Raw genomic sequence first — 25,856 nt, 5'->3', positions numbered from 1 at the left:
GATTGATTAGGGTTTTATTGATGATTTAATTACCAGCGCACATCCCTTTGTGCATCCAGCTGGTTCACGGCTAATCCTTTCAAGGTCACCAGCGGTTTGGCAGTCGCCGCACCGGCAGTGCCGTCGGTGTCGATTTGCAATTGCACACCACCTGCCACGCTCACCCAGCGCGCCACGCCATCAGCAAATGGCTGGCTACCGGTATAAGCTATGCTTTGCAGCAATTCGCTGATCTGCAATTGATCTTCACCTGGCGTAAAGTCGGTGATGGTGTCAGTCGCATCACGCATGCTTTGATAGACAAAGGTGTCGCGTCCGGCGAGGCCGGTGATAGTGTCCGCACCCACGCCCCCCGTGATGACATCGTCACCTGACGTGCCTACCAGCGTGTCACGCTGCGCGCTACCCTGCACAGATTTCACCAGTTGCAAGCCCACAATGACCGGGTCGTGGTCAGAAGAACGGTAAGGGCTATTGCTATAGAGGTCTTGCGGTTTGAACTCGGTGTTGTAATCAATCACAAATGGTTCGTCTGCGTTGATATGCCAGTGCACCGTACCCGTGACTTGTGTGGCCAAATCGGCATTGGCCAGGGCATGGTCCAGATAGCCAGATTCGCCATCGAACACATAGGAATATCCGGCCTGCTGATTAAAGCGTGCAATCTGATCCTGCAAGCCAGCGTTTTCCAGCACCAGCACCGGGTCTTCTTTGCCATAGGCATTCAGGTCGCCAATCACCAACACATCGGGATCGTTGGCCTGGTTTTTAACGGTCTGGATAAATTGGGTTAGCTGATTGGCTTGTGCCAGGCGCTGTGGGTTATAGCAACCCTGGCCATCACCCTGATCCTGGTTTGCGCCACTGGCATCCGAGCAGCTCTTGGACTTGAGGTGATTTACCAATACCGAGAACTTCTCACCGTTGGCTGCCTGGAAAGTTTGCGCCAGCGTAGGGCGGTTATTGACGCTGTTGGCATCAGACAATGCCGCCCCTTCTGGCGTCAATCTGGCCGGTTTGTAAATCATGGCCACCTTGATCGCATCCGTACCTGTGCCGTTGGCTGGATCAGCAATCACGGCATAAGTATTGGCCCCCAACACAGCATTCAGGCCATTGACCAGGTTTTGTACCGCAGTTGTGCCGTTATTCTGGATTTCCATCAAGCCGACGACATCGGCATTTATCGCAGTCAGTGCGCGGATAATTTTTTGACGCTGGCGGTTAAACTCCACCAGGTTATTCGCGCCGCGGCAATTAGAGGCCGATACGCTATTACCCAGGCTGCATCCCTGACCGCTTTGACCACTGGCCGTGGCACCGTTGGTGAAAGTAGTGAAGTAATTGAGTACATTGAAGCTGGCCACCTTGACGTTGCCGCCTACACTGGCAGGCGCCGCTGTACGCGCATTCTCACGGCTAAACTGCACCGCTTCTGTCGGATGCAATTTGTAGTCACGCGGCCCAGGATTGGATGCAGTGATCAAGCCATGATCAATCACCCCGGTCAGGTTCTCGACAATGTCGCCAGCGCGCAAGGTATCGTCTTCGCCGATAAACGGGATCGGGTTGGGGTTTTGTACACTGCTGCCATCATCCAGCACCAGGCGGCGGCGGGCGTTTTCATCTGCCAGTTGTGCGGCAGCCGCAGAGTTGGCCGGATAAATATTGCTAGGCTTGATCATGCGGCCATCTGCAGACAAGGTCACCTGGCCATAACGTCCCTGAAAGTAATTCTGTGAAGCCGTCATTGGCGTGGTGATGCGCACCAGCATGCCCTCATAGGCCTCCAGATCGCCTTCGGTCACTTCCGGCAATGTGATGTCTGTTGGCAGAATCACATTGTTGCTGCTCAACACTTGCAAGCCGCTGATATTGATCAGCTCGGTGATGGTGTTGAATTCTGTCACGCTGGCGGTCATGCGGACTTTCTGGCCTTTGCTCACCGTCGGTGTCACACCCGAACCCAGGTAAACAAAAATACCGTCAGAGGTCTGTGGATTGCCATCGCCGCTGGCATCTTGCATGTAAAAACCATTCAAACCTGGGAATACAGCTGTCACGACACCTTCAGTGGTCACGGTCTGCCCATTGAGTGGGCTCACTGAGTCCACGCCTAAGGCGCTGCCCTGAATCTGGAAAATACGGGTAATGCTGCTGCTTTGTACATTGATGCTCACGCTACAAGTGGCTGTTTGCGCTTCGTTGTTGGCAAACTGTACGTCAACAGCATAGTTACCCGCTGGCAGGCTGCCATCCAGTTGCAAGCTCGCACTGGCTGACTGACCATCACTGCTCGCGGCGACAAAGTTGCTCAATGTAATACCGGCTGGCGCAGAGGCTGACAAGGTTGCCGCATTGACGACGCTGTCAGCATCAGACGCTTGCAGCAATACCGAACCCGCTTCACCCACTGGCAAAGTCACTGCCGGGCAAGAAGTCACAATCGGCTGATTGGTGCCCGTACCACCGCCACACACGTTCACCGCACTGCTGCTGTTACGTGGCGCAGGTGCACTTGTCACAAAATCGCTGCCGTTCTGGTTGGTATCCTGGCAGCCATTATTTTTGCGTAACAAAGCGGTGCTGCTGTTGATTGCCGAAGCAACAGCACCTTCAAAGAAATTGGCCGTGCCGTAGCCGACCAGGTCCACAATCTGTGCCAGCTGAGCCGGGCTACACACCACAGAACTACCATTACAGGCCAGGCCAGTGCTGCTATTCACCAGCACGACTTTGCCATTCGTGCCACTCATGTCGGTAGCATTATTGCCCACATCAGGCGTAGGTAATGCCAGGCCATTGGCCGCACTGCGCAAGCCCACCAGGTAATATTGACCAGGCTGTAACACGCCAGACAGCGCAGTCACACCGTTGGCAGAGAAATTACCGTTGCCAGTCGCGCTGGCATACTGCACAGACCAGCCATTGATATTCACCGCGGCTGCACCAGCATTGAATAATTCAACAAAGTCCTGGTTATAGACACTGCCCTGGCCGCCATAAAGCTGGCTAATGACCACCTCGGCATATACAGGAAGACTCAGGGAAGACAGGCCTAGCCAGGCTAGCGCCCAATGCATTTTTTTAAATTTCATTCAGGACTCCGAAGTTTTTATGACTCGATAAAATCCTGAATACTTTAGCAATCTATATTGCTGTCAATGTTAAGTTTCACACCAACACGCTAGGCAGGTCGGACTAGAAAACCACCTTAAATCAGCGGCAATTGGTACAGTTTTTGGTCAATGACCAGACCTGCCTGCTAGTCACATGCACCAAAAGCGTGCCGGATGGCTTGTCCTACATGAGATTGCGCAATGCCTGATACCGACAAAAAAGTGAGCCGCTTACAGTGTGAGCTTTAGAACCATGCATGCAAGAAAGGACACCAATGGCAAACGCTCATGAATCTTTACTCGACAAGGTCGTCGCCCTCGTGCCAAGCATTGAAGGTACAGCTCCCTTGGCGGAAATGATGCCTCCCCTCCCCGAACCACCCCAAGCAGACCCGGACATGCAATTGGTACTGGATGCATTGACCGCGCTGGGTGGCAAACCGATTGAAACCCTGTCGCCTGCTGAAGCACGCGAGCAACCGACACCGGCAGATGCCGTCAAGCGCGTGTTGCAAGAACGAGGTCAATTCCCAGCCACCGCACAGGTATCCAGCAAAGAAGTCAGCCTGCCCGGCGGGCCGCTAGGTAACATTCCTGCCCATGTCTATACCCCGGCAGGCGAAGGACCGTTTCCGGTCATTCTGTATTTTCACGGCGGTGGTTTTGTGCTTGCCGACAGCAAAACTTATGAGGCATCGATTCTTGCGCTCGCACAAGGTGTACGCGCCATCGTGGTCGCGGTCGATTATCACCTGGCACCCGAGCACCCATTCCCGACCCAGCCCGATGAAGCATTCGCAGCTTACCAATGGCTGCGACAACATGCAGGAGAATTGAATGGCGACCACCAGCGCATCGCCGTCGCCGGGGAAAGTGCTGGCGGCAATCTTGCCGTGGTGACGTCACTGATGGCGCGCGACAAGGATGTACCCCTGCCTATCCATCAATTACTGATTTATCCGCTGGTCAATAACGATACGCAGAATGCGTCCTATACGGACAATGCCCATGCCAAACCACTGAATGCCGCCATGATGCAGTGGTTTTTTCAACACGACAGCCAAGCCACAGAGGCTGATAGCGCTTATGCGTTACCAGACAAGGCAACATCCCTCAAAGCACTCCCATCCACCACCCTCATCACGGCAGAGATTGATCCTTTATATGAGGAGGGACGCGCATTTGCCGAACGGCTACAACTAGATGGTGTGCCTGTGAGTTATCGCCATTTTGATGGCGTCGCCCATGAGTTTTTTGGCATGGCCGATGTCGTCGCCAAAGCCAGGGAAGCACAAGTGTTTGCGATTGGTGAGTTACGCAAGGCCTTTGCTGGCAACGGGAAAATACATTAATGACACAGAAATAAAAACGCCCACCGGTTGGTGGGCGTTTTTACGATCAAGCGTTTAATCCTCCAAACGAATTGTTTTTACCGTCACGATAGGCGGCAACTCTTTAGGCGTGACACTTTGATTATTCATCTGATTACCCAGATTTTCAGTCATTGTATTAGCAGCCCCTGCAGAAGTACTGGAAGAGCTTAACGCTGCACCAGCCAGACTACCCGTATCTGCCACAGGAACCCCGGAAGAAGTACCTGAAACGGTAATATTGGAGCTATTCAGCACTTGTGTAGCACCTACCAACAGATTACCCGCAGCTACGCCTGCTTCACCCGCATCCAATACACCACGCGGCGCGAATAACGCAACGGTAGCATCTTCGAGTTTAGGTCCTTGCAGTGGTCCATTAGGGCCGTCAGGGTCATAAGTCTGTGCACGAATACCAGAGCCAGAAGCCACCCCTTTTACCTCGACAGTCACATCGCCGTTGGCATTGATACTGACCACACGCTCAGGCACAGACTGTGCTGCTTTTGAGCCCCGACCGGCATCAATATCACCATGATTGGACCAGATCAGAATATCGCTACCATACTGCGTAATCACTTTCGACTGGTTGACCAGGAAGTTACCGTCAGCGTAAGCGCCGATATTGCCACCTTTCTCAGTCACAACACCAATATCATGATCGAGTGAGTTGTTAGAAGCCACGCCAGCATTAATCAAGCCGCCAGGGGCAAACAGGTTAATATTGCCATTCCTGGAGGTCCTGATCTGGCTTTGATACATCAGCAGATCGCCGGAGTAGTCCTTGCCAGAGAACAAGGAGGCAATGACATCGTCACTTCTGGTGGTGCTGGCGGTCTTGATATACTCCCTACCGGCTTCCAGTAATTCAGCCTGGAATTGCCTCAAGGCAAAAATCTCTTTCCTGGTCGTATCCAGCACCAGGAATGCAGTCATGGCCTCCTGCGCAGTATACGGCTTGCCAGTCGCTGGATTTTTGCTGCCGGTGACTTCATTCATGTAAGCCTGTACACGTGCAGCGGTGGCCTGTCGATAATTAGTCAATGCAGTAGCATCGCCTTGTAGAGATGCAGGGCCGCTGCCGGTTGGGTCAATATAGGTGCTGACAAAACCATCGATATTAGTGCCCGATTTGCCCATACCTGCCAGTAAGGTAACGTTAGCGCTGTTGTCAGCCAGGTTAGGGTTCACGGTATTCGCCAAAGAGAGAATACCGCTGGTATTACCCAAATCGATAGTGCGGCCTGCCTTGATCAGTACCTCTCCTGGGCCGCTAATATCAATACGTGCCTGCTGCTTACCGTTTTCCATGACAAAATCTTTACCGGCGTGAATTTCTGACACATCATCCACATTATTATGCTGAATAGAGGCATGCAAGGTCACGTTATTACCAGCATTGATATAAACTGGTTTAGAAGATTTGATGCCATAGATATTGGTGCTACCCTTCTCAGTGGGCGTCCCAGTCATTCGAATGTCGCCATCACGTGCCACAATCACGGCTGTTGTTGAATCGTTTTGATGCACGGGTACAGCAGAAACACCAGTTTTAATACTCCCCAGGATGCTTGTAATGTTGCTGTCAATTGGACTACCTGTCGTAGGATTAAAGACGTTCAAAACAGCACTTAAATCTGCATCTGAAATCAAGATATTCGCTGTAGGGTTGATATTTCCACTTGTATTCACACCACTGACAACACTACCAGCGGCCAATAAACTCAAGTTGCCACTCGCTGCTGGGGCCAACAGCATCTTATAGGTCGTAATATCCCCTGTAAACGCAGTCACATTGACTGTACCCGGGTGGATAGCCGCCATATCATTATTGGTTAATGTCGTGTACCCCGCTGAGTTAAGGCCCGTACTCACAATCGACTGCCTGTTACTTTGCCCGACTTCAACGTTGCCTGATAAAGAAGCTACATTCAAGGCAGAGTCTGCTGAATAGGTATTAAAGAAAGTACTATTTGCAACCTGGTTCTGCGCCAATGTACTGCCTTGCACCCAAAGAGTAGGATTAAACGCGGTCTCAATCTTCAGATTGTTCTTAGCACGCACGTCCGCACTAGCATCCTGCAAGGCAATCACCGTGCCAGTCGTGCCAGATTTAAGTACGCTATCACCAGCCTCTAACGCTAATTCCCCACGACCAACGTAATACACCCCATTAGTCAAGTTACCACCTGCGGAAACAGACACATCGCCGCCGCCATTGACCAGGCTCTTACGTACCTCATTACCTTTAGCATCCAGCGTTTTGACAAACTGTGCGTTCGTTGCAGAGGAAGCTGACACGTTAGTGATATTTCCACCCGCCTGAATATTAACGTTACCACCACCTAACGCGGCAACGCCTTGCTGGAACAGGTCCGGGCGCACCCACCAGCTGGTATCCGCGCCGTTACCGCCTTGGCGCAACAACCATTGGTTGACACTTTGCGTCGTGGCCGCGCCAGTGATATTGCCAACGACATCAATGGCAATATCTCCGCCATTATTCACATAGCTGGCGGCAGTCGGTACGTTAGTGCCTACGGATGCCGGGGTAAATCCGCTCAGAGCTGCCTCCTCTTTACCCACCGTATAAATGACGGAGCCGACATTCCCCAAGGTCATATTGCCACCGGCAGCAATAATGATATTGCCCTCACCTGTACGGATGAGTTTATTACTTGCCAGCGTGAAATCACCAGTCCCTGTTTTGGTCTCAGTGATATTCGCAGCACTATAGTCAGCCCCGGCAATCAAATGAAAGTTAAACGTGTTTGCATTCGGCTGTAACACGCCTGCTGTAGTCGCGGTGTTGAAGCCATCGCTTAAAGAACCACTGAAGGTCAGATTACCATTTGAACGCAAAGTCAGGGAGCCACCGCGCCCCGGCAGCAACGCAGCAAATGAGCGCAAATTCACATCGGCTGTGCCAACCGTCATTGCGGTTGCCGTGTTGCCAGTGGTGCTACGCACCTCAATATGAGGCAACACTTTCGCGCTGCTGCCATCTTGCGTCAGTGCGTAATTGCCTGCACCAGTATTCGCATTATAGAAACTGTTGGTATCACTGATCATGCCGGCCATATTGGCAGCGGTAAATGCTGTAGCTGTATAAGTACGGCTGCCTTCAACCGTAACTTCGCTCGCGCCTTTGATCGCAGCAGTCGTGTTAAACGCCACATTCACAGTATTGGCAGTGCCCGTGGTTCCGCGCGCACCTCTTAATGTCACCGAGCCATCGTAGCCATCGACGCCCACTTTGCCATTAGCCGCGGCATCATATCCGCTAGTGTCGATCAGGGCGCCAGTATCAGCAGACACCGCATTCACAGTAGACAGACTGTTAGAGGAGAGCAGCACAGAACCACCAGACCCTGTTTGCCGGTCTCCGCTAGACTGATTGGCCTCTTGGCCACGTGCGGTGATTTGCGCAGTATTAGCCAATGTCACCAAACCATTGGCATAAATGGCCACATCACCGCCTTTGTTACCATCCGCATTAATACGTCCGGCAACTGTTGCATTACCACTATCCACACCCAGGGTAAATGTATGTGCGGTGACGGTATCCCCGGCCGCAATGGTGACATCACCACTACGCACACGAATATCACGGCTTTCATTAAAGCGGCCGCTTTCCAGCGCCTTATTCACATCACTGAAATTATCTAAACTGGCGACATCCAGCTTGAGTGAGGCGGTCTTTTGATCTTTGGCCGCCTGACCTTGCAGGGTGCCATCAGCGACCACAAAGCGACCATTCTTCGCCTCTACTTGCAAGGTACCGGCATGCCCGGCAGTGGTGCCACCTTTGAGATTCAACAACGCATTGTTTTCGATCTGAACATTGCCTTGCGCTGAGGTCAGGTGCACATTGCCTGCATCCGTCGTGGCGGAATGGGTACTATCAAAAGCAACCGTAGTCGCAGAGACATCAATCTCCCCCCCTGAAGCCACGGTCAGATTGCCGCTACGCGCCACCGCATTTACAGCACCAGCATTCAACACCAGCTTGCCACCCAATTGCATCTCGTTTGCAGACAAGTTAAGCGTTGCGCCCAAGCCTGAGATATTTACTGACTGCTGACCATTGCTCACTGTCTGCAGGCTACCAGTACTTGCAAGGAAATAGTTGGCCCCAGAGTCTGCCGTCATTACAGCACTGCTCATGGTTGTCTGGTCAGCGTTGATATTGACCGTCCCTGTACCTGTAAAACGGATATCTTTATTGGCATTCAAACTGACGCTATTAAATCCACCAATATTACTGGACACACTACCCGTGTCGCCGAAAGTAATCTGGTTGGCATTGATGGCCAGTTGCCCATTGAGGGCTACAGGTGCAGTAAATAAAGCGTTATTTGTGTTTTTAAGCACAAAATTATTGGCATTGATATTCACATTACCGGCGTCATGATGCGCAATTCCCGCAGTATTAAACGTGATATTCAGATTGTTATTGCCAAAATTAACCGCACCCAGAATATCGATGTTTTTATAGCTATTAAACGTGATCGCAGATAAGCGGCCAAAATCACCCAAGGTATCTGAGTTAATATGCGTTGCCCCGTTTACGGGCTGGTCACCAATGGCATACTGATTGGCTCCCAAAGTAACCGTCCCACCATCAGCGACCTCAATAGTGCCCGATTGATCAAAGGCATTGGTGGCATCCAGTACCATAGACCTTGCCGCAGTGACACTTGCGCCATTTTCAATGGTTAACTTGCCTGTTGTCGGCGTAGCTGTCACACCTGTTCTGGAGAAGTCGAAGTCGTTTTTGGCCGATACTGCCAACAGTGCACCATCACCACTGGTGACAAGGGTTGTAGTCCCTGTTTTGTCTTGCTTGGCGCCGGTCTTCACCACCGCACCTTGATTCACAGTGATCGCATCTTTGGAAGCAACAATCAACTCACCAGATTGCACGGCATGATCAGAGTCGTTACTGAAAGTCACATTGGAAGCAGTCGTTGTAATGGTCTGCGTCTTACCGCTTACAGAGCGGCTGCCGCCCAACAGGATAGAGTCCGCATTGATTTTACTGAGTTGATCTGCTGAGATCTGCAACACCCCGGCTTGCAGCGGATCAACCGTTGAAACCACACGAATATCGTTAGAAGAAATATCCACCAACGCCCCTTTGGCGCCTGCCACATTGCTGGTATTAATGTCCCCTTCCAGGTTAAGACCATTCCCTGCCGCTAATACTAATTGGCCAGCATCGTTTGTCAGCCTTGGGACTTCCTTACCATCCCTGATGGCATTCTTGGTTAACAAGGCATTGCCAGAACTCACCAGATACTCAGCCAGGCCTTTATAGTTTTTGGTACCGTAATCTTTGTAAAAACTATTGCCATTAACGATATTAAAACTCGTATATTGGCCGCGGCTAGTGCCATCAATCTTGGTTAAATAGCCTGAAGATAAACCGGTCCCGTCAGCTTGGGTGAGCTGCGTATTGACCTGGACATTGGCGCCGTTGGCACTGACCAGGAAAGCCCCAGGCAACAGTGCATAGTGCGCAGGCAGGAGGGTATATTTACCTGCTGCCAAGCCATTGCCCCCAGACAAGTAAATGGCCTGACCAATACCTACATCGGAGCCTGCGCTCATTAGGTAATCATAAGGTGCGTACTGATTGCCCAGCGATGGCAAGACGGCATAATAGCCAGCTTGCGACAATACGTCGACAGAGCCGCCTATACCTTGGATCCACTCATAGGCCATGGTATCGCCATTGCCAGAAATATCTACGCGTGAACCTGTCTGCAAATTCAGGTTATTGGCATTCAGCGTGACTTTTTTCTTGTCAACTGCATTCATGAAGTTGTTGATGGCGCCTTTGGTATCGGCCAGTTCACTACCACCAAGTACAGTCACAGCATAAGGAATCAAGCTACCCTCTGCAGACACTGAGGTCAGGCTACCTGGTGCCAGTGTTAAATCATGGCTAGCATTCAGGGTAATTTGCCCCAACGGCGCACGTAACACACCTGCCTGCAGAATAGAATCTGCATTTAAGGCCAAACTACCCACCGCAGATAAAGGCACAGAACTTGCGGTTTTAGCCTGGTTGCTCACTTCAATCCTGCTGCCAGCACCGGTGGCTGTGACCGTAAAATCAACAGCGGTCGCCGGATAAATTTGCGCAGCATCCAGCTGAATCAGGCCAGGTGATGAAAGCGATGCGGTGCCCTGCAATGAAGAAATCAGCCCACGCGCCCGAATATCGGATTGACTGTATAAACTCGTTTGGGCAACCTGATTGATGGCGACTGCCCCTTGTATCTCAATAAAATTTGCCCGGGCCTTGAAGATGTCTGCTCCGACAGCTAGTTGACTATTATCCATATTAACGCTGCTCTTGTTCGCCAGCACTAATGTAGAGGCACTGAGATTTGCCGAACCTGAGAAAGTCGTGGCATCCAGTGTCAGTAGCGATGGCACACTCATCGTAGTATTGGCGAAATGTATCGCATCGCCAGTCGTAGTACTGACGTTCTCCACGGTCAAGGCGACATTATTAAATCCGCCTTGGCGAATTTGTTCAGCTGAAATTTGGCCGACACCTTGCGCGGTGGTCAAAGGCATTGTAGATGAGTTCGAAGTGTTAATGAGATTGGCATTATTACCACCCGCAGTATTATTCGCAGCCATTAACTCCTTGTTGTTTGTCACGGTCAGCACCCGTGTGCCATTAACAAAATACAACGGGGGCTCGCCACCTTCTACAGCGCCGCCATCAACACCACCTAACGTAATATTCAGTGTGCCGCCCTCACCTTGACCTGACGGGGTGCCCAATAACGTTCCATCCAGCGCAACACCGTCACGTCCGCTCAATGAGATAACACCGGCACCGCCTGCCACAGACTGACGTGCATAGCCACCGGGCACAGACAAATCAACGTTACCACTGGTTCCAGACACATCGATAACTGAACCTTCTTTTGCAATCAATACCCCATTACCGGCAGCTAAAGAGATGTTGCCAGCTTTAGTCACAAAAGCTGTGCGTAAGTTGCCGTCACTGGTAGGCGGCTTGACATATTGTGCCCGCGCGCTCAGCGTGGCATTTTCACCCAGAAACAGACTCAATGTTGGATCAAAGCTCTTATTAGGCAGCGTGAAGTCACCTTTATCAGGGACGATGTTATCAATCGCCAGCTTGATATCACCACCAGGCGCGGTAATATCCCCGAGGATGGTCATCTGGCCTTTAGACGTGAGGCTGACATTACCTCTGGGCCCGGATTGGCTAGCAGGAGTATCCGTCACGATACTGGCATTCGACTGCAGCGTCAGGTCATCCCCTGCCACGACCACCATGCTGGCCGGTGTACGCATGCTACCAGCGAGTGATGTCTTCCTGACTAGTGCGTTTAAGTCACTACCGCTTTGTGCCACGCGCGCAGCGGATCCCAGAACACGAGAATGTTGCTCAGGGCGTATCGTCACCAGGCTATTGGCCTGGTCACCGATGATCACATCACCGTTCAGGCGGTCCGCATTGCTGATGGTGTAGTTTGAAAAACCACCCTGCTGGAAAAAGCCTTCTGATAGCCACAGTGTATTTTCTTGCTGCGGATTGATGCCACCCAACTGGATGTGATCCACCACCCCCGTCGCCTGCTCACCCTGTAACCTCACCGTTAAATGGCCACCCTGCGTTTGCTGCCCGTCGACCATCATGCCATAACTGTTAAAGCTGCCAGCCCCGATCTTGTTATCTGCCATGGTCACTGTAATGTCACCACCGTGTCCGGCAGTGAGTTGCCCGCGTTGATTGAGCCATGCCCCAGATGAGGCATCCATGCTAGCACCTTGCCCCATATGCAAACCACTATAAAGGGTAATGGTGTCTTGGGTGATGCTGTCATCGGTAATGATGTCACCAGTATCCTTATGAACGACAATGCTGCCAACGGTAATGTTGCCGCCATTGAGCGCAACCTTGCCCAGCATTGCACCATTGACGCCTGGTAAATCATTCGTAAACAAGCCCGCAACATCGATCTTTACGTTATTAGCCACGTTCACGTCGGCACTTTGACTGGCTGACAGTGCTACTGTGCCGGAAGGCAAACGAATATCGTTATTCACGTTTACCCCGCCACTCCCTAACACATGCAGGCTACCATTCGCCTGCATATTGAGGTCTGTATTGAGGTTGACCTGCCCAGTGGCTTTGATCACTACATGGTTGACCCCATTTGCCAGCATGGCTGTGCTTAACTCGGACGTTTGCTTTTGCTCTGTGCTCAGCTGGCTGTCTTCATTAAAGCTATCAGACAGCGGGGCAGCAGATGAGACGATATTCAAGGCGCCGGAGTTGTTATAGGTCAACTTGAAGGTGCCACCCAATGGTGTACTATGCGCCCCAGTCTCTCCGCGCTGATAAAGACCACTCACTGTGCTGGCAAGCACATCGCCCTGCAGTGCCATATTGGTTGTCGATACATTGAGGGCGCCTGCATTACCGCCCTGTTGGTAGCCCGGTTGCAAATAGCCGCTCACTGAAGCACTTTTAGCTGCGTTTTCGGTAGAGGCGCCTGCCAAACCATTTAAAGCATTGGCTGTCAGTGCCCATCGGCGGGTCTGACCCCAGCGTCCACTAGAGACAGAGTAGTAATCACTTATGCCCTGGTATGGCGTATTAGGGAGCGCCTCTGAAGCCAGCACCCATTTACCATTGATAAGTAAGCTGCTTTCACGAATCGTACCTTCAGTATAAGTAGTACTGCCTGCTGACAGGTCAATTTTGGACCCGGCTTTGCTGACCATATTCACCGCAGAAAAATTCACTTGCCCACCATTTGTAGAACGCTCAGCCACCGTTCTCGTAATGCCAGCCTTGGCTTGATCAATGACACTCTGGCTCAGCAGCTTGGTGCCTTTCCGAGCATCAAGGAACAATATTTCGCCAAACAGGGCGCCGCCCCTTAATACAGGTGAATCCCTTAACTGGTCAGAGTAAAGTTGAATCGCCAGTTGGTTGCGGCTCATGGGTGCGGTCGCATCTACACCTGACACATCAATTAACGCGTTATCCCCCAGATAAATACTGCCGCCATTGTTGTTTTGGATATCTGTTGCAGTCACGAATACATGCCCGCTGTTAGCTGTCACAGCGCCATCAATAACAATGTCCTTACCTTGAATATTGATCACTGAACCATCAAGCTCTGTTTGGGTTGTCTGCGTACCATCCAGCTTGTAAAGAGATACTGGCAGCTTCTGTGCATCCGTAATTTCCTCCTTATCATCAACGTCAATCGCCACAACAGTTTGACTATTTTTACCTAAGGTCAGCTTGCCATATTGCGGATTGATATTAAGCTCGCCACTTTTAGAGCCGATTTGTTCAGCTTTGAGGAAAATAGAGCCATTGGCTCGTACAGAGGTCTTCGCAGAAATACTACCCTGTTGGTTTACCGCTAGGCCAATCAAGCTGGCATTCCCATGATTAACAATAATGTCACCCAAGTTCGTCGCATTGCCACCAGAGCTGACCTCCACCAACAAACCTGCAAATTTGTCTAGCGTACTGAGGTAAACCGTCTTGCCTGCAGCCAAGATGGTTTGACCATCAGGTGTTTTAATCACGCCGCTGTTAGTCACATCAGGCGCCAGCAACATGACTCGGCCGCCAGTGGTAGTCGTAATGTTTGCGCCTTTGGCCACATCAATGACACCAACGGCATCGGCAAAGGAAAATACGGGCTCGGTCTTATTAGACAAAATGCCGTTCTGGTAAATCGTTTCGATATTATTGTTCTTTAAATTATCCAGTGTAGTCGCTGTCAACGAACCCACGTTGACTTGTGAACCAGCGCCGAAATATATGCCATTCTGATTGGCAATATACACATGCCCATTCGAGGTGAGTGTGCCATTAATAAAGCTTGCCCCACTACCCATGACGCGGTTTAACACACTCGAAGATGCGTTAGGCATATTGAAGTTGACCGCGGCTTGCGAACCAATATTAAAGCTATCCCAACGAATCACGGCATTCTGAATCGTTGTGTTGATATTCATGGTGTTGTTCACTGGTGTCGGGATACTCACACCGGCCGGTAAGTTATAACCGGGTTGCTGAACTGGCAATGTACTTGCATCGACCGCCAGAACAGGCGCAGATGCCCAGCTCAGACAGCCCGCTATCAGCAGCACAACACTCCTCGTTGATATGCGCCATAAAGGACGAAGCATGACTTCTACGCTGGCATCACAATCAACCACACCCGCTAAAGTCACTGTTTTTTGATGAGTACGCGCAATCTCGGCAATGGGTACCAACATGCCCAAGCGTTTGCTAAATACCAATTTGAATCGTAACTTGTTCATCATTTCACCTCGTTTACTTCAGCTAAGCGCTTATTACCAGTCAAAACCCACTTTAAAATGCAGGCGCGTATCACCACTTTCAGCCATCCCTGCTGGCTTGAGTGGCGCAGTGTGTCCATTTTCCAATGTCCAGCTTGATTGCAAGACACGCGCAAAATCCAGGCGCATAAACAAGCCGTGCGTAGCCTTCACATCCCAACCCAATCCGTATGAGGACAGGATGTATTGCTGGATTTGTGAGAACCGGTCATCGGCAAACGTCGCTGGATCACGCGTTTTAGCGTAGCCGTAATCGTAAAAAGCCAGCAGGCGCATTTCCTTCACCCATGAGCCTGCATACTTTTGCAAAGGTGGGGAGCGCAACTCCATCGTCAGGTTGGTACCCGTATCCCCCAGCGCACTGGACTCGAGGAAGCCGCGCACCGTATCCAAACCACCAATAAAGAATTGTTCGTTGGAAACCAGTGAATCGCCAGTCACTTGCCCGCCTAAAGAGCCATACCATTGCCATTGATAAGGCAAGGTATACGTGTGCTCAAGCTGCCCTCTCAAGTAAGAAAAATTCGACCGTGCCAGGTAACGTCTCTGGGCAAACTCAGCGTCATCGTTAACCAGCGCTTTGGTTGAAAAGACAAAGTTCAGGTCTAACTTGGTGGTACTCTCAGGCGTGACCAGATTACCGGTATACCCAATCAGGAAAGGCAGATAAGTAATCGGGTTATTACCCAAGTCAGCCCCCAGTCTGCGCGTACTTTCTTTAAAGTCTTTGTAATCGGCGCCCAGAGTTAAATTGTGATTGAAGGATTTAACCGGGCTGGGCATAGGGTGAATATAGCGCAGGCCATAAATGTTACCGTTACCGACCACATTCAAATCGCCTACCGCACTGATATCACTTTGAGAAACCACGCCATACATGGCCCAGTAATCTCCAGCGTAAGGAATCACATAGGTGCCTGAAAATACTTTCACCTCGTTAGCATCTTCCGGTGTCACCTGAAAACCTAGACCAATGCTGTGATCGCTTTGCCAGAGATTGTCGTATCTCAGGTTGCCGGAAAGGCGTGTCTTTGTCGTGTTCGGCGTGTACCGGTTGTTGTATTCCATGCTGGCGTGTAACGGAAACTTGTCATCCACCTTCAAATCCACCTCGACCATGCCCGGTGACTTGCCTGGACGCAGCACCGGCGCTACCACACGGTCCTGATTAATATTGACCGAGGCAATTTGTTTTTGCACCGTTGGAAAGTGCGGGACATGGCCCTCTTGGAACTCTGTGACGTTTTGCTTGATTTTGCCCAAGGAGTAATAGCGGGAGCCGACCACACTTAAACGCTCAACCTTCCCTTCCAGCACATCCAGCTTCACAACCCCACCGTTTACCTCTTGTTCTGGAATACTCACGAACACCGTCAGGTAGCCAGCCTCATGAAAGCTTTGTTCCAACGCACTACGCGCTTTTTCTACATCATCAATTGAGCGATGCTCACCGAGATAGGGATAAACAGCTTTTTCAATCTCTGTCACGCTGAGCACGGAGTTGCCATTGACCACGTATTCAAAAATATCGAACTGGTCTTTGGCGGGCACTTCTGCAGCCGCTTGTCCGGGAACCTCTGTCCCCCAACCATTCACAGGGTGCTGGGCGGACTCTGAAGCCTCCTCTGCATGCAATGCAAAAGACCACAGAACACACATACAACTCATCACACGCAGCAACAATCGCAACACCTTTCTTTTTTGGTTCAATCGCCTAAGGCACTTCCTGAGGCTTGCCATTTTGAAAGCGCCGCGTGTCACAAAGATGAAATGCGGACTAGTCCGCGGACTTGTTTGTATAGCCCATGTGAGCCATTGCAGGAGGCACTCAGATATTTGCGTATGACAACTGGTTTTTGATTGAATCAGGCAATAAAAAAGCACACCCGGTTCGGGTGTGCTTTTAATCAAACGTCGCAGCTTTTGACTGCTAGTGCTTGGAATTAGAACAATTGTTGTGCTTGGCAGTTGTTACCATTGCGTGAGCCTTTAGCAACCACTGTACCGACCGTGCAAGATGAACCGGCAAATGGGTTCAGTGTCAAACCACGTGGTACTTCAGCACAATCCAGACCAGCAAAAGCACCAACGATTTCGTTGATCACAGTCTCGCCGAATGTACCGGAAGCTGAGTTAGCAACAAAAGATTTCATTTCCATGTGGAAATCGTACAAACCTTGAGCAGCTGTGTAACGTGCGTTAGCATCTGTTGTCTGACCGGAGCCAGCTACTGGCGCTTCAGGGTGAGTGTTATCCAGCTTGATGTAACGATAGCCGTTGGATGATGTATCTGTACGCCAGTTGTTTTCCAGAGACAACACACCGATCGCAAAGCCAGCTGTAGACAACGCAGTTTTTGCGTTACCTGTACCAGAACCTTCGGTGATGATCAAGGTAGGTGTAGAGTCAGCCAAGCCTACAGGTGCCAAAGCACCGGCAATCGCAGCATCACCGTTACATGGATTACGCAGGAAAGTCGCATTGGAAGACGCTTGAGTACCTGAAGTTGGCACACGACGTGCCAGATTCAAGGCAGCTGTAGAACCTGGTACCAAGATACCCGCATCAGCAGCGGTACCACTCACGATAGAAGCATACTGCACGTGAGAAATGCTCGGTGCATTGGCTGGCAAGTAATCAGGATCAGCAGAGTTCGCTGCGGCTACGCTCGCATAGATACCTTGTGCAACTTGCATCGCACGATACAAGGAAGTTGAAGTAGCGATACCAAATGCTTGACCAACGTTAGCGTTTGACTCAACACCGTAACCATCAACGGATACACCGAACAATGCAGCTTCAACGTCAGAGAAACCACCTGCTGGTTTAACAGTTGCGCCATCAGCAGCAGTTGCTGGAGTCACAATCGCACATGAGCGGTAGCTTGCAATTGCAGTTTGACCTGGCAGAGACAAAGAACCCGTTTGAGCAACACAACCAGCGTTAGCACCCAGTTTGCCAATACGGCGCAAATTAGCAGTACCCACTGTACCGTCACCGTCAACATCGTTTGGGATATGTGGTGCGTAAGCGTTAAAAGAACCGCCATCAATCGTGTGATAAACCACAGACACTTTACCACCACGTGTACAAGCATAAGCCAGGAAGTTGCTTGCAGCTGAGTTACCTGGTCTTACTGCGGCTGTTGCTGAGCCGTTGTTGAACACGGACAGTGTGTTTGCATCACAACCAGCAGCAAAGCCTTGGAAAACGTTGTAAGTTGGTGCTGAAGCGCCAGAAATCCAGGTTTCATTCAATGCGCTATTACCACGCGCAGTATTGATTTGTGCTTGAGTGACAGGCGCAGCAAAAGCTTGACCTGCAAACAGAGTAGCGGCTACAGCCAAGCATACTTTATTAAATTTAAACATTTTTCGCTTCCTTCGATAAAAGATTTGATTAGCGGCCAGCTTGTAAACCGGCCGTTTTTCATGGCTTTTTTAATGTTGTATTAAGCCTTGCGACGACGAGCTACCAAGCCAACTACACCCAGGCCAGCCAGCAACATTGCATAGCTGTCAGCTTCTGGAACTGGCACTACGAATTCCAACAGACCACCGGATGTCATTTTGAATTGGAAGTTACCATTTAAGCCCAGTGTATTGAATGCCACTGGAGAAGCCGCTGTTGCACCTGTCAGTTGTTGCACAACAGTCATAGAGCTATCCAGGCTATCCATAGATACATGGCCTTGGCCGTTGATACGACCTGTAGAGCCGTAAGCCACAGCACGGCCAGCATAGGCCTGTGACAGGTTTGAAGTCACTAAGCTTGCACCATTGTCTACAGCGTTGTGGTTGTCCAACGCGTTGTTGTTGGTCATGTAGCTATTGAAGTTTGCAACTGAAGTCTGCAACTGGTTAGAGTTTGTCAGGTTAGCACCTGATTTATAGGTAGAAATAATGCCACGTGCGCCTGCACCAGTACCGGTACCATCAGCAGCATAAATCGCCCACTTGGTAGTTGAAGCTGAAGCCGTGTTCCAGAAAGAACTCCATGCATTAGCATAGTCACCACCAGCCACATCAAAAGCAAAGGTTTTAGACAAACCATCTGCAGAAATTGTGCCGTTAGTATGTGCATCAACAACCAGGCTTTGGAAGCTATCGTAACCGTAGCCCAAATCGAATGTTGCTGATGTGTTGCTGTTAAAGTCCAGCAAAGTCAGAATCAGGCTTGAGCTGCCGCTTGTTGCGAACGTCATAGCCGCGTGTGCTGGAATAGTTGCAGCGGACAGAGCCAATGCAGCAACCAATGCTTTTACTTGAAATTTCATAAACTTCTCCTTAATTTTTTGAGCAAACCGAATAGAAAGAGCAAACTACTAATACCTGAGCGAATACGATGAAACTCATCCCAAAAAATTATGCAGTCGCTACATGACAGCCTTACTTTGTAAACCTAGTCCATGTGGACTAGTCTGGCCGCGCAAAATAGCCGCATAAAAATCCTAAGTAGTTTAGAAACTCAAAATGACAGGCTTAAAGTAAAAACTAGTCCGTTCGGACTAGTTGGAGTCATTGCATGAAAGCGCTAAAAATGCGGTGGGTAATCTTTATTGCTTGCGGGTGATCAGGCCCAATTTGAGTGCTTTGCTGGCCGCCTGGCCGCGATTCTCTACATCCAGTTTGCGCAGGATGTTTTGCACGTGATTTTTAATCGTGAGCGGGCTGACTTGCATGATGTTGCCAATCTCCCAATTGGTTTTGCCTGCTTGCAGCCATTCCAGCACTTCCAGCTCTCGCTTGCTTAAAGGCTTAATACGGCCATTGCGCGCGGTGGTGGATAACACGGAAGGACATTTATTAGCAGTGACTTTAACGATCGCGCAATGCAGGTGCGGCATCAATAACTCGAGCAAATGGGCAGTTTGCGCATTCGCCGGTGAGCTTAAACGGCCAAACATGACCATGGTGGCAATGCGGCTGTGCTCGTTGCCAAAGCCATGCACGACAAAGCGCTTCAGCTCAGACGACAGCATACGTTCAGCATCGACATGCTCAACGGCATAATGGTTATATTGCTGCGCGGCGAGCTCAGTATGGTAAAACACGGGCATACCCAGCTTACTCCAGCGCGTAAAGGCTTCGCTGACCAGGCCATCTTCATCGTTGAGCACCTGGTCAAACTGGGTGTCGCCAAAATAGCGGCTGGAGGTCAGATACTCATAGTCATAACTGGCACGCTCCAAGCTACGCACACCAATAATCACCACCTCATGCGCCAACAAACACTGAAACCCTCGCTGTAGCCAGTTAAAAAGGTGTGAGCGATGCTGCAGACGCAACGACTCCTCAATCACCTCCATAAATAGCGCGCGTTGCTCTTCATTCAGTGCCAACGTCCACTGGTCGCTGGCCTGATCCATCCCTGTTATTGTTGTATCCATGTGTTAACCACATTTATATAAATGCAGCAAGTTTGCTCAGAATTTGTGACAGAAAAATGATTGGCACGTGTCAGTTGATTGATAAATTGATGACAGTGGATTAGCGGTATGACTAGAAAGGGAAATCGGCACTTTACCAACGGCCGGTTTTATTGGCACAGCTCTGTACCCACATGACAATCACATGAATGTCCAGGTAAAGCATGCCTGACAGCGCAGGGCCGATTGTCTTTGCCATGTCACATGGTTGTGGCACAATCAGTCTTATCATGAATGCGCCCGCTCACCCCTTGCGTCAAATCAGACTGGCAGCGTTGCTGGCAACTGTGATCGTGTGTGGCGTAGCGCATGCGGAGGCGCTCCCTGTTGGCACAGCCTCAACGACGCAGACATTAGCCGAACATATCCTGCTGGATAACTCCAGTGACATGGAATTAGTGATCAGTAATATTGACGCGTCGGAGACAGAAAACGAGCCTTTCGCGCCATCACCCGCCAGCCAGCCGTCCAAATGGAAAAGCGGTGCAGTCCCTTACCAAGCCGAGGTGCAAGCCGCAGCTGAGGCGACGCAGATAGATCCGGCACTGATCCATGCCGTGATTGCCACCGAATCCGGCTACAACCCCAAAGCGCTGTCACGTAAAGGCGCTTACGGCCTGATGCAAGTGCTACCAGCCACCGCACAAACCATGACCGCCATTCCTGTCAAACAATGGTCGGTGCCGCAGCAAATATTATGGGGTTCGCATTATTTAAGACGCATGCTGGATATGTTTGAAGGCAATGTTCCGCTGGCACTAGCCGCTTATAATGCCGGGCCACAAGCGGTAAAAACCCACCAGCACGCCGTGCCGCCTTTTGCCGAAACCAGACAATATATTCCCAAGGTGCTTGGCTACTATCAGGCGTTTAAAACCCGGCTCGCACCCACAGGTTACGCCAGCCAGCTCAGTAACTGATCCGCTCTAACGATTTACCCAGGCCTGCTCCAGGTCCGCCAGGGTATTAGGCTCATACACAAACAACCACTCGCGATAATGCTTGGCGCCATGAAAGCCTGATTGGGACTCCTGGTAGCCACTGCTGCGTATGGGAGCCAACAGCGACTGGCTGTGCACGCCAACAATACGGCCATCCCTGATAACTAGGGTCATACCCTGTTTGACCGCAAACGGGTCTGCATACAATTTGCGTAAATGCCGCTTGGGCACCGGAAAGCGTTTGTCTTCTATCAACGCATCCAAGCGCACCGGGTATTGCTTGACCGGCTGCGGTGTAGATTCATAATAGCGCCCAATTGCCAGCCGGTAGGCTTCGCCGGTCTCCAGCAATTGTGCCTCGTGGCTGCGCTGGGATTGCTGTTGCCACATCACTGCCGCCCCCTGCATGCCTATAGCCGCAATCACCAGCGTCACCATCACGCCGATGTAAGAAAAACCGTCTTGCCTGAACATACCCGTCGTTTACCAGTCGGTATAGGCAGAGCCATCGGCAGCCTGCCCGACTGCACTGCTGTGCAAGGTATACACCGCACCTACCACAGGCAACTCCGGCGGCGTAATCACCCAGACATCATTACGCTCGGCAATCGGATCCCAGGGTAATTTGTCCAGATAATGTTTGTCGACCAACTCCTGCAAAGTGTCCGGATACTGTCCCTGATCGGCATAATATTCGTCCAGCGCTTTGCGGGTAGTTGCCAGTTGCTGCTTGAGTGCCTGCTCCTTGGCCCGCTGCACGCCATAAAAATAACGCGGTACCGCCAGTGATAGCAGCAAGGCCAGAATCGATAGTACCACCAGCAGCTCTACCAGTGTAAAACCGCGTTGCTTACCATTGCGCATAAGCGACTCCATTGATACCGGTCTGCGTGCTTAATGAATACACATCGTAGACATCCTGGCTATAACGTGGCTGTTCCGGCGGGCTATCATAACTGCGCAGTCCCCATTGGCTGGCGGACTGCGTCAATCCCTTGTTCGCCTGGCCATTCAGCATGGGGTCTGTCGGGATACGTCGTAAAAAACGCAAACGTTCATGCTTGGGATTTTTGGCATCTTCCACGCCATCTACCAACACCTGCAAATTGGGTGGATAACCACTGGCATCGGCACTCTTTTTCACCCTGCCCTCATCCGCGGCCTTTTTGTAGGCATCAATCGCACGCCGCATCTCGCGCAAATGCTCACGTAATTGCTGCTCTTTTTGCCGCTGCACCGTCAGTTGTATCATGGGCGTGGCCACACTGGCCATGATGGCGATAATCGCCAGCGACACCATCAGTTCAATCAAGGTAAATCCGGCCGTGCGTTTCACTATATAGACCATCAAGGAATGACCTTGGGTGCCGGTAAGGTGGTCGTGCCCTGCTCGGAAATACCATTGACGTTATTAGACAAGCCCGGCATGGCTGGCGCAGGCTGCATAGACTCAGTATTGGCCGGTTGTGCATCTGGCGCAGGTAATGCAGCAGGTTCAGGCGCCGGTGCGGATTCGGGCGTGTCATTGACTGGCACATCTGCGGCATCATTCAACTCGCGCTGACGTTGCAACTGCTGTTCACGTGCCTGCTGGCCACGCGCCGGTGCATTGCTCGGCGTACTGTTTAACAAGGGTTTGTCAGAAATCACGGTATCAGTACCGCTCCAGTACTCAGAGAAGGTCGCTTCCGGCAAGGTCACATTACTGATCACTTTTGGCGTAATTGCCAACACAATTTCAGTTTTATTTTTTTCATCAATATGTCGTGAGAACAAGCGGCCCAGAATCGGGATTTCACCCAAGCCCGGCAATTTGTCGGCATTCTTACGCTCTGAATCCTGAATCAGACCCGCCAGAATCTGGGTTTCCCCGTGCTTCAGGCGCAGCATAGTAGTCGCGTTGCGGGTACCGATGTTATAGACCTTGGAGTTATTGCTCAGCGTAATCGCTTCGCCCAGTGAACTCACTTCCAGGTTAATTTTAATACTGACAAAATCGTCCAGCATCACCCGTGGTTCAACCTCTAGTTTGAGGCCAACATCAACATAAGATACGCTCTCGGACGTCCCTACATTCGCAGTGGTATTGGTAGTAATCACCGGCACCTTGTTACCCACCAGCACTTTGGCTTTCTCGTTATTTTTAACGCGGATACGCGGGTTGGACAACAGGTTCAGATCACTGTCTGTGGTCTTGAATTGCAGACTGGGGTTAGGGCTGACACCGATATCAGAAGACTTGATACGCTTGAGCGCTTCCAGCGTCAATTGACTGTCGAGAACGGTGAGTGACGAAGGATAAACGATGCCCAACTGGTTCATTTTGCCGCGCGTGATTTCCATCACCTCTATTTCCAGCATCACTTCCGGGTCGGCAATATCCTGTGCCTTGATCATTTTTTCCGCCAGCGCCAGCACTTCCGGTCTATCCCTGAGTACCAGCATGTTCAAACGCTCATCCACATAGACATCACGGACCTTCAAAATGGTGCGCAACATATCGGCGCATTGCTTGGCGCTGGTGTTGGCAAAGTAAAAATTGCGGATGAGTAAATCCTGATAATCTTTGTTCTTTTGCTGCGTGGCCGGATAAACCAGCATACTGGTCGGCGATAACACTTTTTTCTGCAAACCGTTGCTGGCCAGCACCATGTCTATGGCCTCTTCAATCGGCATTTTTTTGACGAATACCGAGGCCTTGGTTTCCGGCTTGATGTCTTTATCCAATACAAAGTTCACGCCGGTGGCACGGGACAAGGCCTCAAATACCACCTTGATATTGGCATCGCGTAGCTCCAGCGTCACTGGCTTGCTGAGTCCGGTTTGCAATTGTGGCAAGGCCGCACGCGCACGCGGCTCCATCGCAATCAGCTGTTTTTCCAGCGCCTGTGCTTCGGCATTGGTCGGCTGTTCCAGCAATATATCGCGCACCTCTTTTAAGGCCTGCTTAGGATGATCCATATGCTGCTTGACGGCTTCGAGCTGCTTGCGCAAGGCGATTTCACGCGCACTGGCATTCTCATAGGCCAATGCTTTAATATGGTGCGGATCCAGGGTCAGAATACGTGCATATACCTGCTTGGCCGTCGTAATATCCCCTCTGGCATCGGCGGCTTCTGCCTCGGCAGACAGCGCATTAATTGCCTGCTCACGCTCGCGGAACCAGCGATTACGCAGCACGGCATCAGATGGATGTTCGGCCACTTGCTGTGCCAGCTCATGCACTTTACCTTCTGGGGTGGTAGCGGTCAGCTTGGGTGGGAACAGTCCGCAAGAAGACAACACCCATGCCGACAAGCTAATCGCCACAAAGCGCGGCATCGCCGTCTGTAAAGAGGATCTCAAGTTAAAGACATTCATTGGTTTAACATTTCATCTTGATTATTATCGGTGAGCGCCTGACGTTGGCCAGCACCTGACGTTGTTTTCGTTTTACTCAACACCACCACTTTATTGAGTGGTACATAAGTGAAATAAACAGACTGCGCATCCTCCCGGTCCAGACGCCATTGCGCATTGATATTGCTTCCCAGCTTCGGTAACAACATCTTTTTCTGCTGCATTAAAATCACTGTATCGCCACCCGGCACATCCTGCATGCTGCCAACATAGGTATAAGGCAAGGGTGGCACCTCGGGCGGCGGTGGCGGTTGTGGCTTTGGCGGTGGCGGTAACCATTCATGCGCAGCAAACAAGGCATGACTCAGTTTTGCGGCTGGCAGTTGTCTCGTGAAGTACGTATTGTCGGGCGTAGATGCTAATGGGCTAATGGACGATGATGTGACCACCGGCGGCGCCAACGTCTGGCTGACTGGCGCTTGTGGTACAGGGTTTGCTGGCGTTTCTGACGCAGATCGTGCGCCATTCGTATTTGCAGCTACCACCGTCACATCAGCCGTTTCTTCTTGCGACCACTGCCAGTAGACCAAGCCTAGCGTGAGCAGCAAGGCCAGCCATAACAAAGGCTGTGGTGCCGCTTTAGACTCAAGCGCCATGTGCACGCCCTCCACGGATAAACACCGAGAATGTCAGTGTGGCATCGACGACTGGCTGTACCGTTTCATTTTTACGTAACTCCAGCCCGGTCAACGCCATCGACGGATATTGTTTCAACACATCCATCATAAATTGGCGGCAGGTCGCGTAGTCCGCCTGGATGGTAAAGCGCATATCAAACTGCTGAATGTCTTGTGTCGCGCTGCTAGCCTGGGTTGCGCTAGTAGCTTGGTGTGCCTGCCATTGATAATCCCCCACATTCAATGCAATCTGCCGCTTTTGCGCCAAGCTGGCGATATGCATCATGCGCGGAGACAAGTCAGCAAATGCAGGCAATTGCTGCCAAAGTGCCGCCAACTCCACTGGCTCGTCTGGCGCCGTTTTAACATCGATGGCCAATGTTTTTTCAGGCTTGGCTGGCGTCACCCGGTCTTGATGCAAAGGCTGAGCAACCAGCTGCCGAATCTCTTGTTCCAGTGCATCCAGCTGCGCCAGCTGACCAGATTGCTGCTGCGACAAGACTAGCCACATCACCAGCAATGCCACAGACAACAGCATGGGCACCCAGCCTAAATACCAGGCACAACGGCGCAGCAGCCATATCACGGTCATG

General features: G+C 51.1%; 15 protein-coding genes. 2 read left to right on the top strand and 13 right to left on the bottom strand.

Going from position 1 to position 25,856, the window contains the following annotated elements; all coding sequences use genetic code 11:
- Positions 1-29: 29 nt before the first annotated feature.
- Positions 30-3,098: an ExeM/NucH family extracellular endonuclease gene (locus GQ52_RS08965; RefSeq protein ID WP_047516932.1), complete on the bottom strand. Its 3,069-nt coding sequence runs from the start codon at positions 3,096-3,098 to the stop codon at positions 30-32.
- 296 nt (positions 3,099-3,394) lie between these two features.
- Between GQ52_RS08965 and GQ52_RS08960 the strand changes: the two genes are divergently transcribed.
- The gene (locus GQ52_RS08960; RefSeq protein WP_235273097.1) at positions 3,395-4,471 is read left to right on the top strand and encodes an alpha/beta hydrolase; all 1,077 of its coding nucleotides are present in this window, start codon (positions 3,395-3,397) and stop codon (positions 4,469-4,471) included.
- Positions 4,472-4,525: 54 nt separating this feature from the next.
- Here the strand turns inward: GQ52_RS08960 and GQ52_RS08955 are convergent, their stop codons facing one another.
- From GQ52_RS08955 to GQ52_RS14235, 6 genes are all read right to left on the bottom strand, one after another.
- Positions 4,526-14,842 carry a filamentous haemagglutinin family protein gene (locus tag GQ52_RS08955; RefSeq protein ID WP_047516926.1) on the bottom strand — a complete coding sequence of 3,439 codons (10,317 nt, stop codon included), beginning with the start codon at positions 14,840-14,842 and terminating at the stop codon, positions 4,526-4,528.
- 30 nt (positions 14,843-14,872) lie between these two features.
- Positions 14,873-16,537 (bottom strand): ShlB/FhaC/HecB family hemolysin secretion/activation protein, encoded by a 1,665-nt coding sequence (locus tag GQ52_RS08950; RefSeq protein WP_235273095.1) that lies wholly within the window; start codon positions 16,535-16,537, stop codon positions 14,873-14,875.
- Positions 16,538-16,821: 284 nt separating this feature from the next.
- Positions 16,822-18,249, bottom strand: a complete 1,428-nt coding sequence (locus GQ52_RS08940) for a hypothetical protein (protein ID WP_047516920.1) — start codon at positions 18,247-18,249, stop codon at positions 16,822-16,824.
- 80 nt (positions 18,250-18,329) lie between these two features.
- On the bottom strand, positions 18,330-19,154 hold the full coding sequence (locus tag GQ52_RS08935; RefSeq protein WP_047516917.1) for a PEP-CTERM sorting domain-containing protein: 825 nt from the start codon (positions 19,152-19,154) through the stop codon (positions 18,330-18,332).
- A gap of 279 nt (positions 19,155-19,433) precedes the next feature.
- Positions 19,434-20,267: an XrtB/PEP-CTERM-associated transcriptional regulator EpsA gene (gene epsA / locus GQ52_RS08930; protein ID WP_235273092.1), complete on the bottom strand. Its 834-nt coding sequence runs from the start codon at positions 20,265-20,267 to the stop codon at positions 19,434-19,436.
- Between the two features lie 133 nt (positions 20,268-20,400).
- Positions 20,401-20,538 carry a hypothetical protein gene (locus tag GQ52_RS14235; RefSeq protein WP_235273091.1) on the bottom strand — a complete coding sequence of 46 codons (138 nt, stop codon included), beginning with the start codon at positions 20,536-20,538 and terminating at the stop codon, positions 20,401-20,403.
- On the opposite strand from GQ52_RS14235, the gene GQ52_RS08925 reads away from it, so the two are divergent.
- Positions 20,537-21,226, top strand: coding sequence for a lytic transglycosylase domain-containing protein (locus GQ52_RS08925; RefSeq protein WP_235273090.1), 690 nt, complete (start codon positions 20,537-20,539; stop codon positions 21,224-21,226). The genes GQ52_RS14235 and GQ52_RS08925 overlap by 2 nt on opposite strands.
- A gap of 6 nt (positions 21,227-21,232) precedes the next feature.
- Here GQ52_RS08925 and GQ52_RS08920 read toward each other — a convergent pair whose 3' ends face one another.
- Genes GQ52_RS08920 through GQ52_RS08895 form a run of 6 tightly spaced genes read right to left on the bottom strand, consistent with a single transcriptional unit; the run spans position 21,233 to position 25,855 of the window.
- Complete coding sequence (locus GQ52_RS08920) at positions 21,233-21,721, bottom strand: type II secretion system protein (protein WP_047516914.1); 489 nt, start codon at positions 21,719-21,721, stop codon at positions 21,233-21,235.
- 9 nt (positions 21,722-21,730) lie between these two features.
- Positions 21,731-22,111, bottom strand: a complete 381-nt coding sequence (locus GQ52_RS08915; RefSeq protein ID WP_024929357.1) for a type II secretion system protein — start codon at positions 22,109-22,111, stop codon at positions 21,731-21,733.
- On the bottom strand, positions 22,098-22,595 hold the full coding sequence (locus GQ52_RS08910) for a type II secretion system protein (RefSeq protein ID WP_047516911.1): 498 nt from the start codon (positions 22,593-22,595) through the stop codon (positions 22,098-22,100). Before GQ52_RS08910 ends, GQ52_RS08915 begins: the two co-directional genes overlap by 14 nt.
- Positions 22,595-24,592 (bottom strand): secretin N-terminal domain-containing protein, encoded by a 1,998-nt coding sequence (locus tag GQ52_RS08905; RefSeq protein ID WP_235273087.1) that lies wholly within the window; start codon positions 24,590-24,592, stop codon positions 22,595-22,597. The genes GQ52_RS08910 and GQ52_RS08905 overlap by 1 nt, the downstream gene beginning before the upstream one ends.
- Before the next feature lie 11 nt (positions 24,593-24,603).
- Positions 24,604-25,242, bottom strand: coding sequence for a hypothetical protein (locus tag GQ52_RS08900; protein WP_024929360.1), 639 nt, complete (start codon positions 25,240-25,242; stop codon positions 24,604-24,606).
- Positions 25,232-25,855 carry a hypothetical protein gene (locus tag GQ52_RS08895; protein WP_235273086.1) on the bottom strand — a complete coding sequence of 208 codons (624 nt, stop codon included), beginning with the start codon at positions 25,853-25,855 and terminating at the stop codon, positions 25,232-25,234. The genes GQ52_RS08900 and GQ52_RS08895 overlap by 11 nt, the downstream gene beginning before the upstream one ends.
- Between the last annotated feature and the right edge of the window lies 1 nt (position 25,856).

The organism is Methylophilus sp. Q8 (assembly GCF_000800115.1).
Classification (GTDB): domain Bacteria; phylum Pseudomonadota; class Gammaproteobacteria; order Burkholderiales; family Methylophilaceae; genus Methylophilus.
This window is presented reverse-complemented; position numbering and strand designations above follow the sequence as displayed.

What these genes read in the sequence shown, in the direction of transcription:
- GQ52_RS08965 (WP_047516932.1), bottom strand. Translation starts at nt 3,098, where the DNA reads ATGAAATTTAAAAAAATGCATTGGGCGCTAGCCTGGCTAGGCCTGTCT.
- GQ52_RS08960 (WP_235273097.1), top strand. Translation starts at nt 3,395, where the DNA reads ATGGCAAACGCTCATGAATCTTTACTCGACAAGGTCGTCGCCCTCGTG.
- GQ52_RS08955 (WP_047516926.1), bottom strand. Translation starts at nt 14,842, where the DNA reads ATGATGAACAAGTTACGATTCAAATTGGTATTTAGCAAACGCTTGGGC.
- GQ52_RS08950 (WP_235273095.1), bottom strand. Translation starts at nt 16,537, where the DNA reads ATGTGTGTTCTGTGGTCTTTTGCATTGCATGCAGAGGAGGCTTCAGAG.
- GQ52_RS08940 (WP_047516920.1), bottom strand. Translation starts at nt 18,249, where the DNA reads ATGTTTAAATTTAATAAAGTATGCTTGGCTGTAGCCGCTACTCTGTTT.
- GQ52_RS08935 (WP_047516917.1), bottom strand. Translation starts at nt 19,154, where the DNA reads ATGAAATTTCAAGTAAAAGCATTGGTTGCTGCATTGGCTCTGTCCGCT.
- epsA (WP_235273092.1), bottom strand. Translation starts at nt 20,267, where the DNA reads ATGGATACAACAATAACAGGGATGGATCAGGCCAGCGACCAGTGGACG.
- GQ52_RS08925 (WP_235273090.1), top strand. Translation starts at nt 20,537, where the DNA reads ATGAATGCGCCCGCTCACCCCTTGCGTCAAATCAGACTGGCAGCGTTG.
- GQ52_RS14235 (WP_235273091.1), bottom strand. Translation starts at nt 20,538, where the DNA reads ATGATAAGACTGATTGTGCCACAACCATGTGACATGGCAAAGACAATC.
- GQ52_RS08920 (WP_047516914.1), bottom strand. Translation starts at nt 21,721, where the DNA reads ATGTTCAGGCAAGACGGTTTTTCTTACATCGGCGTGATGGTGACGCTG.
- GQ52_RS08915 (WP_024929357.1), bottom strand. Translation starts at nt 22,111, where the DNA reads ATGCGCAATGGTAAGCAACGCGGTTTTACACTGGTAGAGCTGCTGGTG.
- GQ52_RS08910 (WP_047516911.1), bottom strand. Translation starts at nt 22,595, where the DNA reads ATGGTCTATATAGTGAAACGCACGGCCGGATTTACCTTGATTGAACTG.
- GQ52_RS08900 (WP_024929360.1), bottom strand. Translation starts at nt 25,242, where the DNA reads ATGGCGCTTGAGTCTAAAGCGGCACCACAGCCTTTGTTATGGCTGGCC.
- GQ52_RS08895 (WP_235273086.1), bottom strand. Translation starts at nt 25,855, where the DNA reads ATGACCGTGATATGGCTGCTGCGCCGTTGTGCCTGGTATTTAGGCTGG.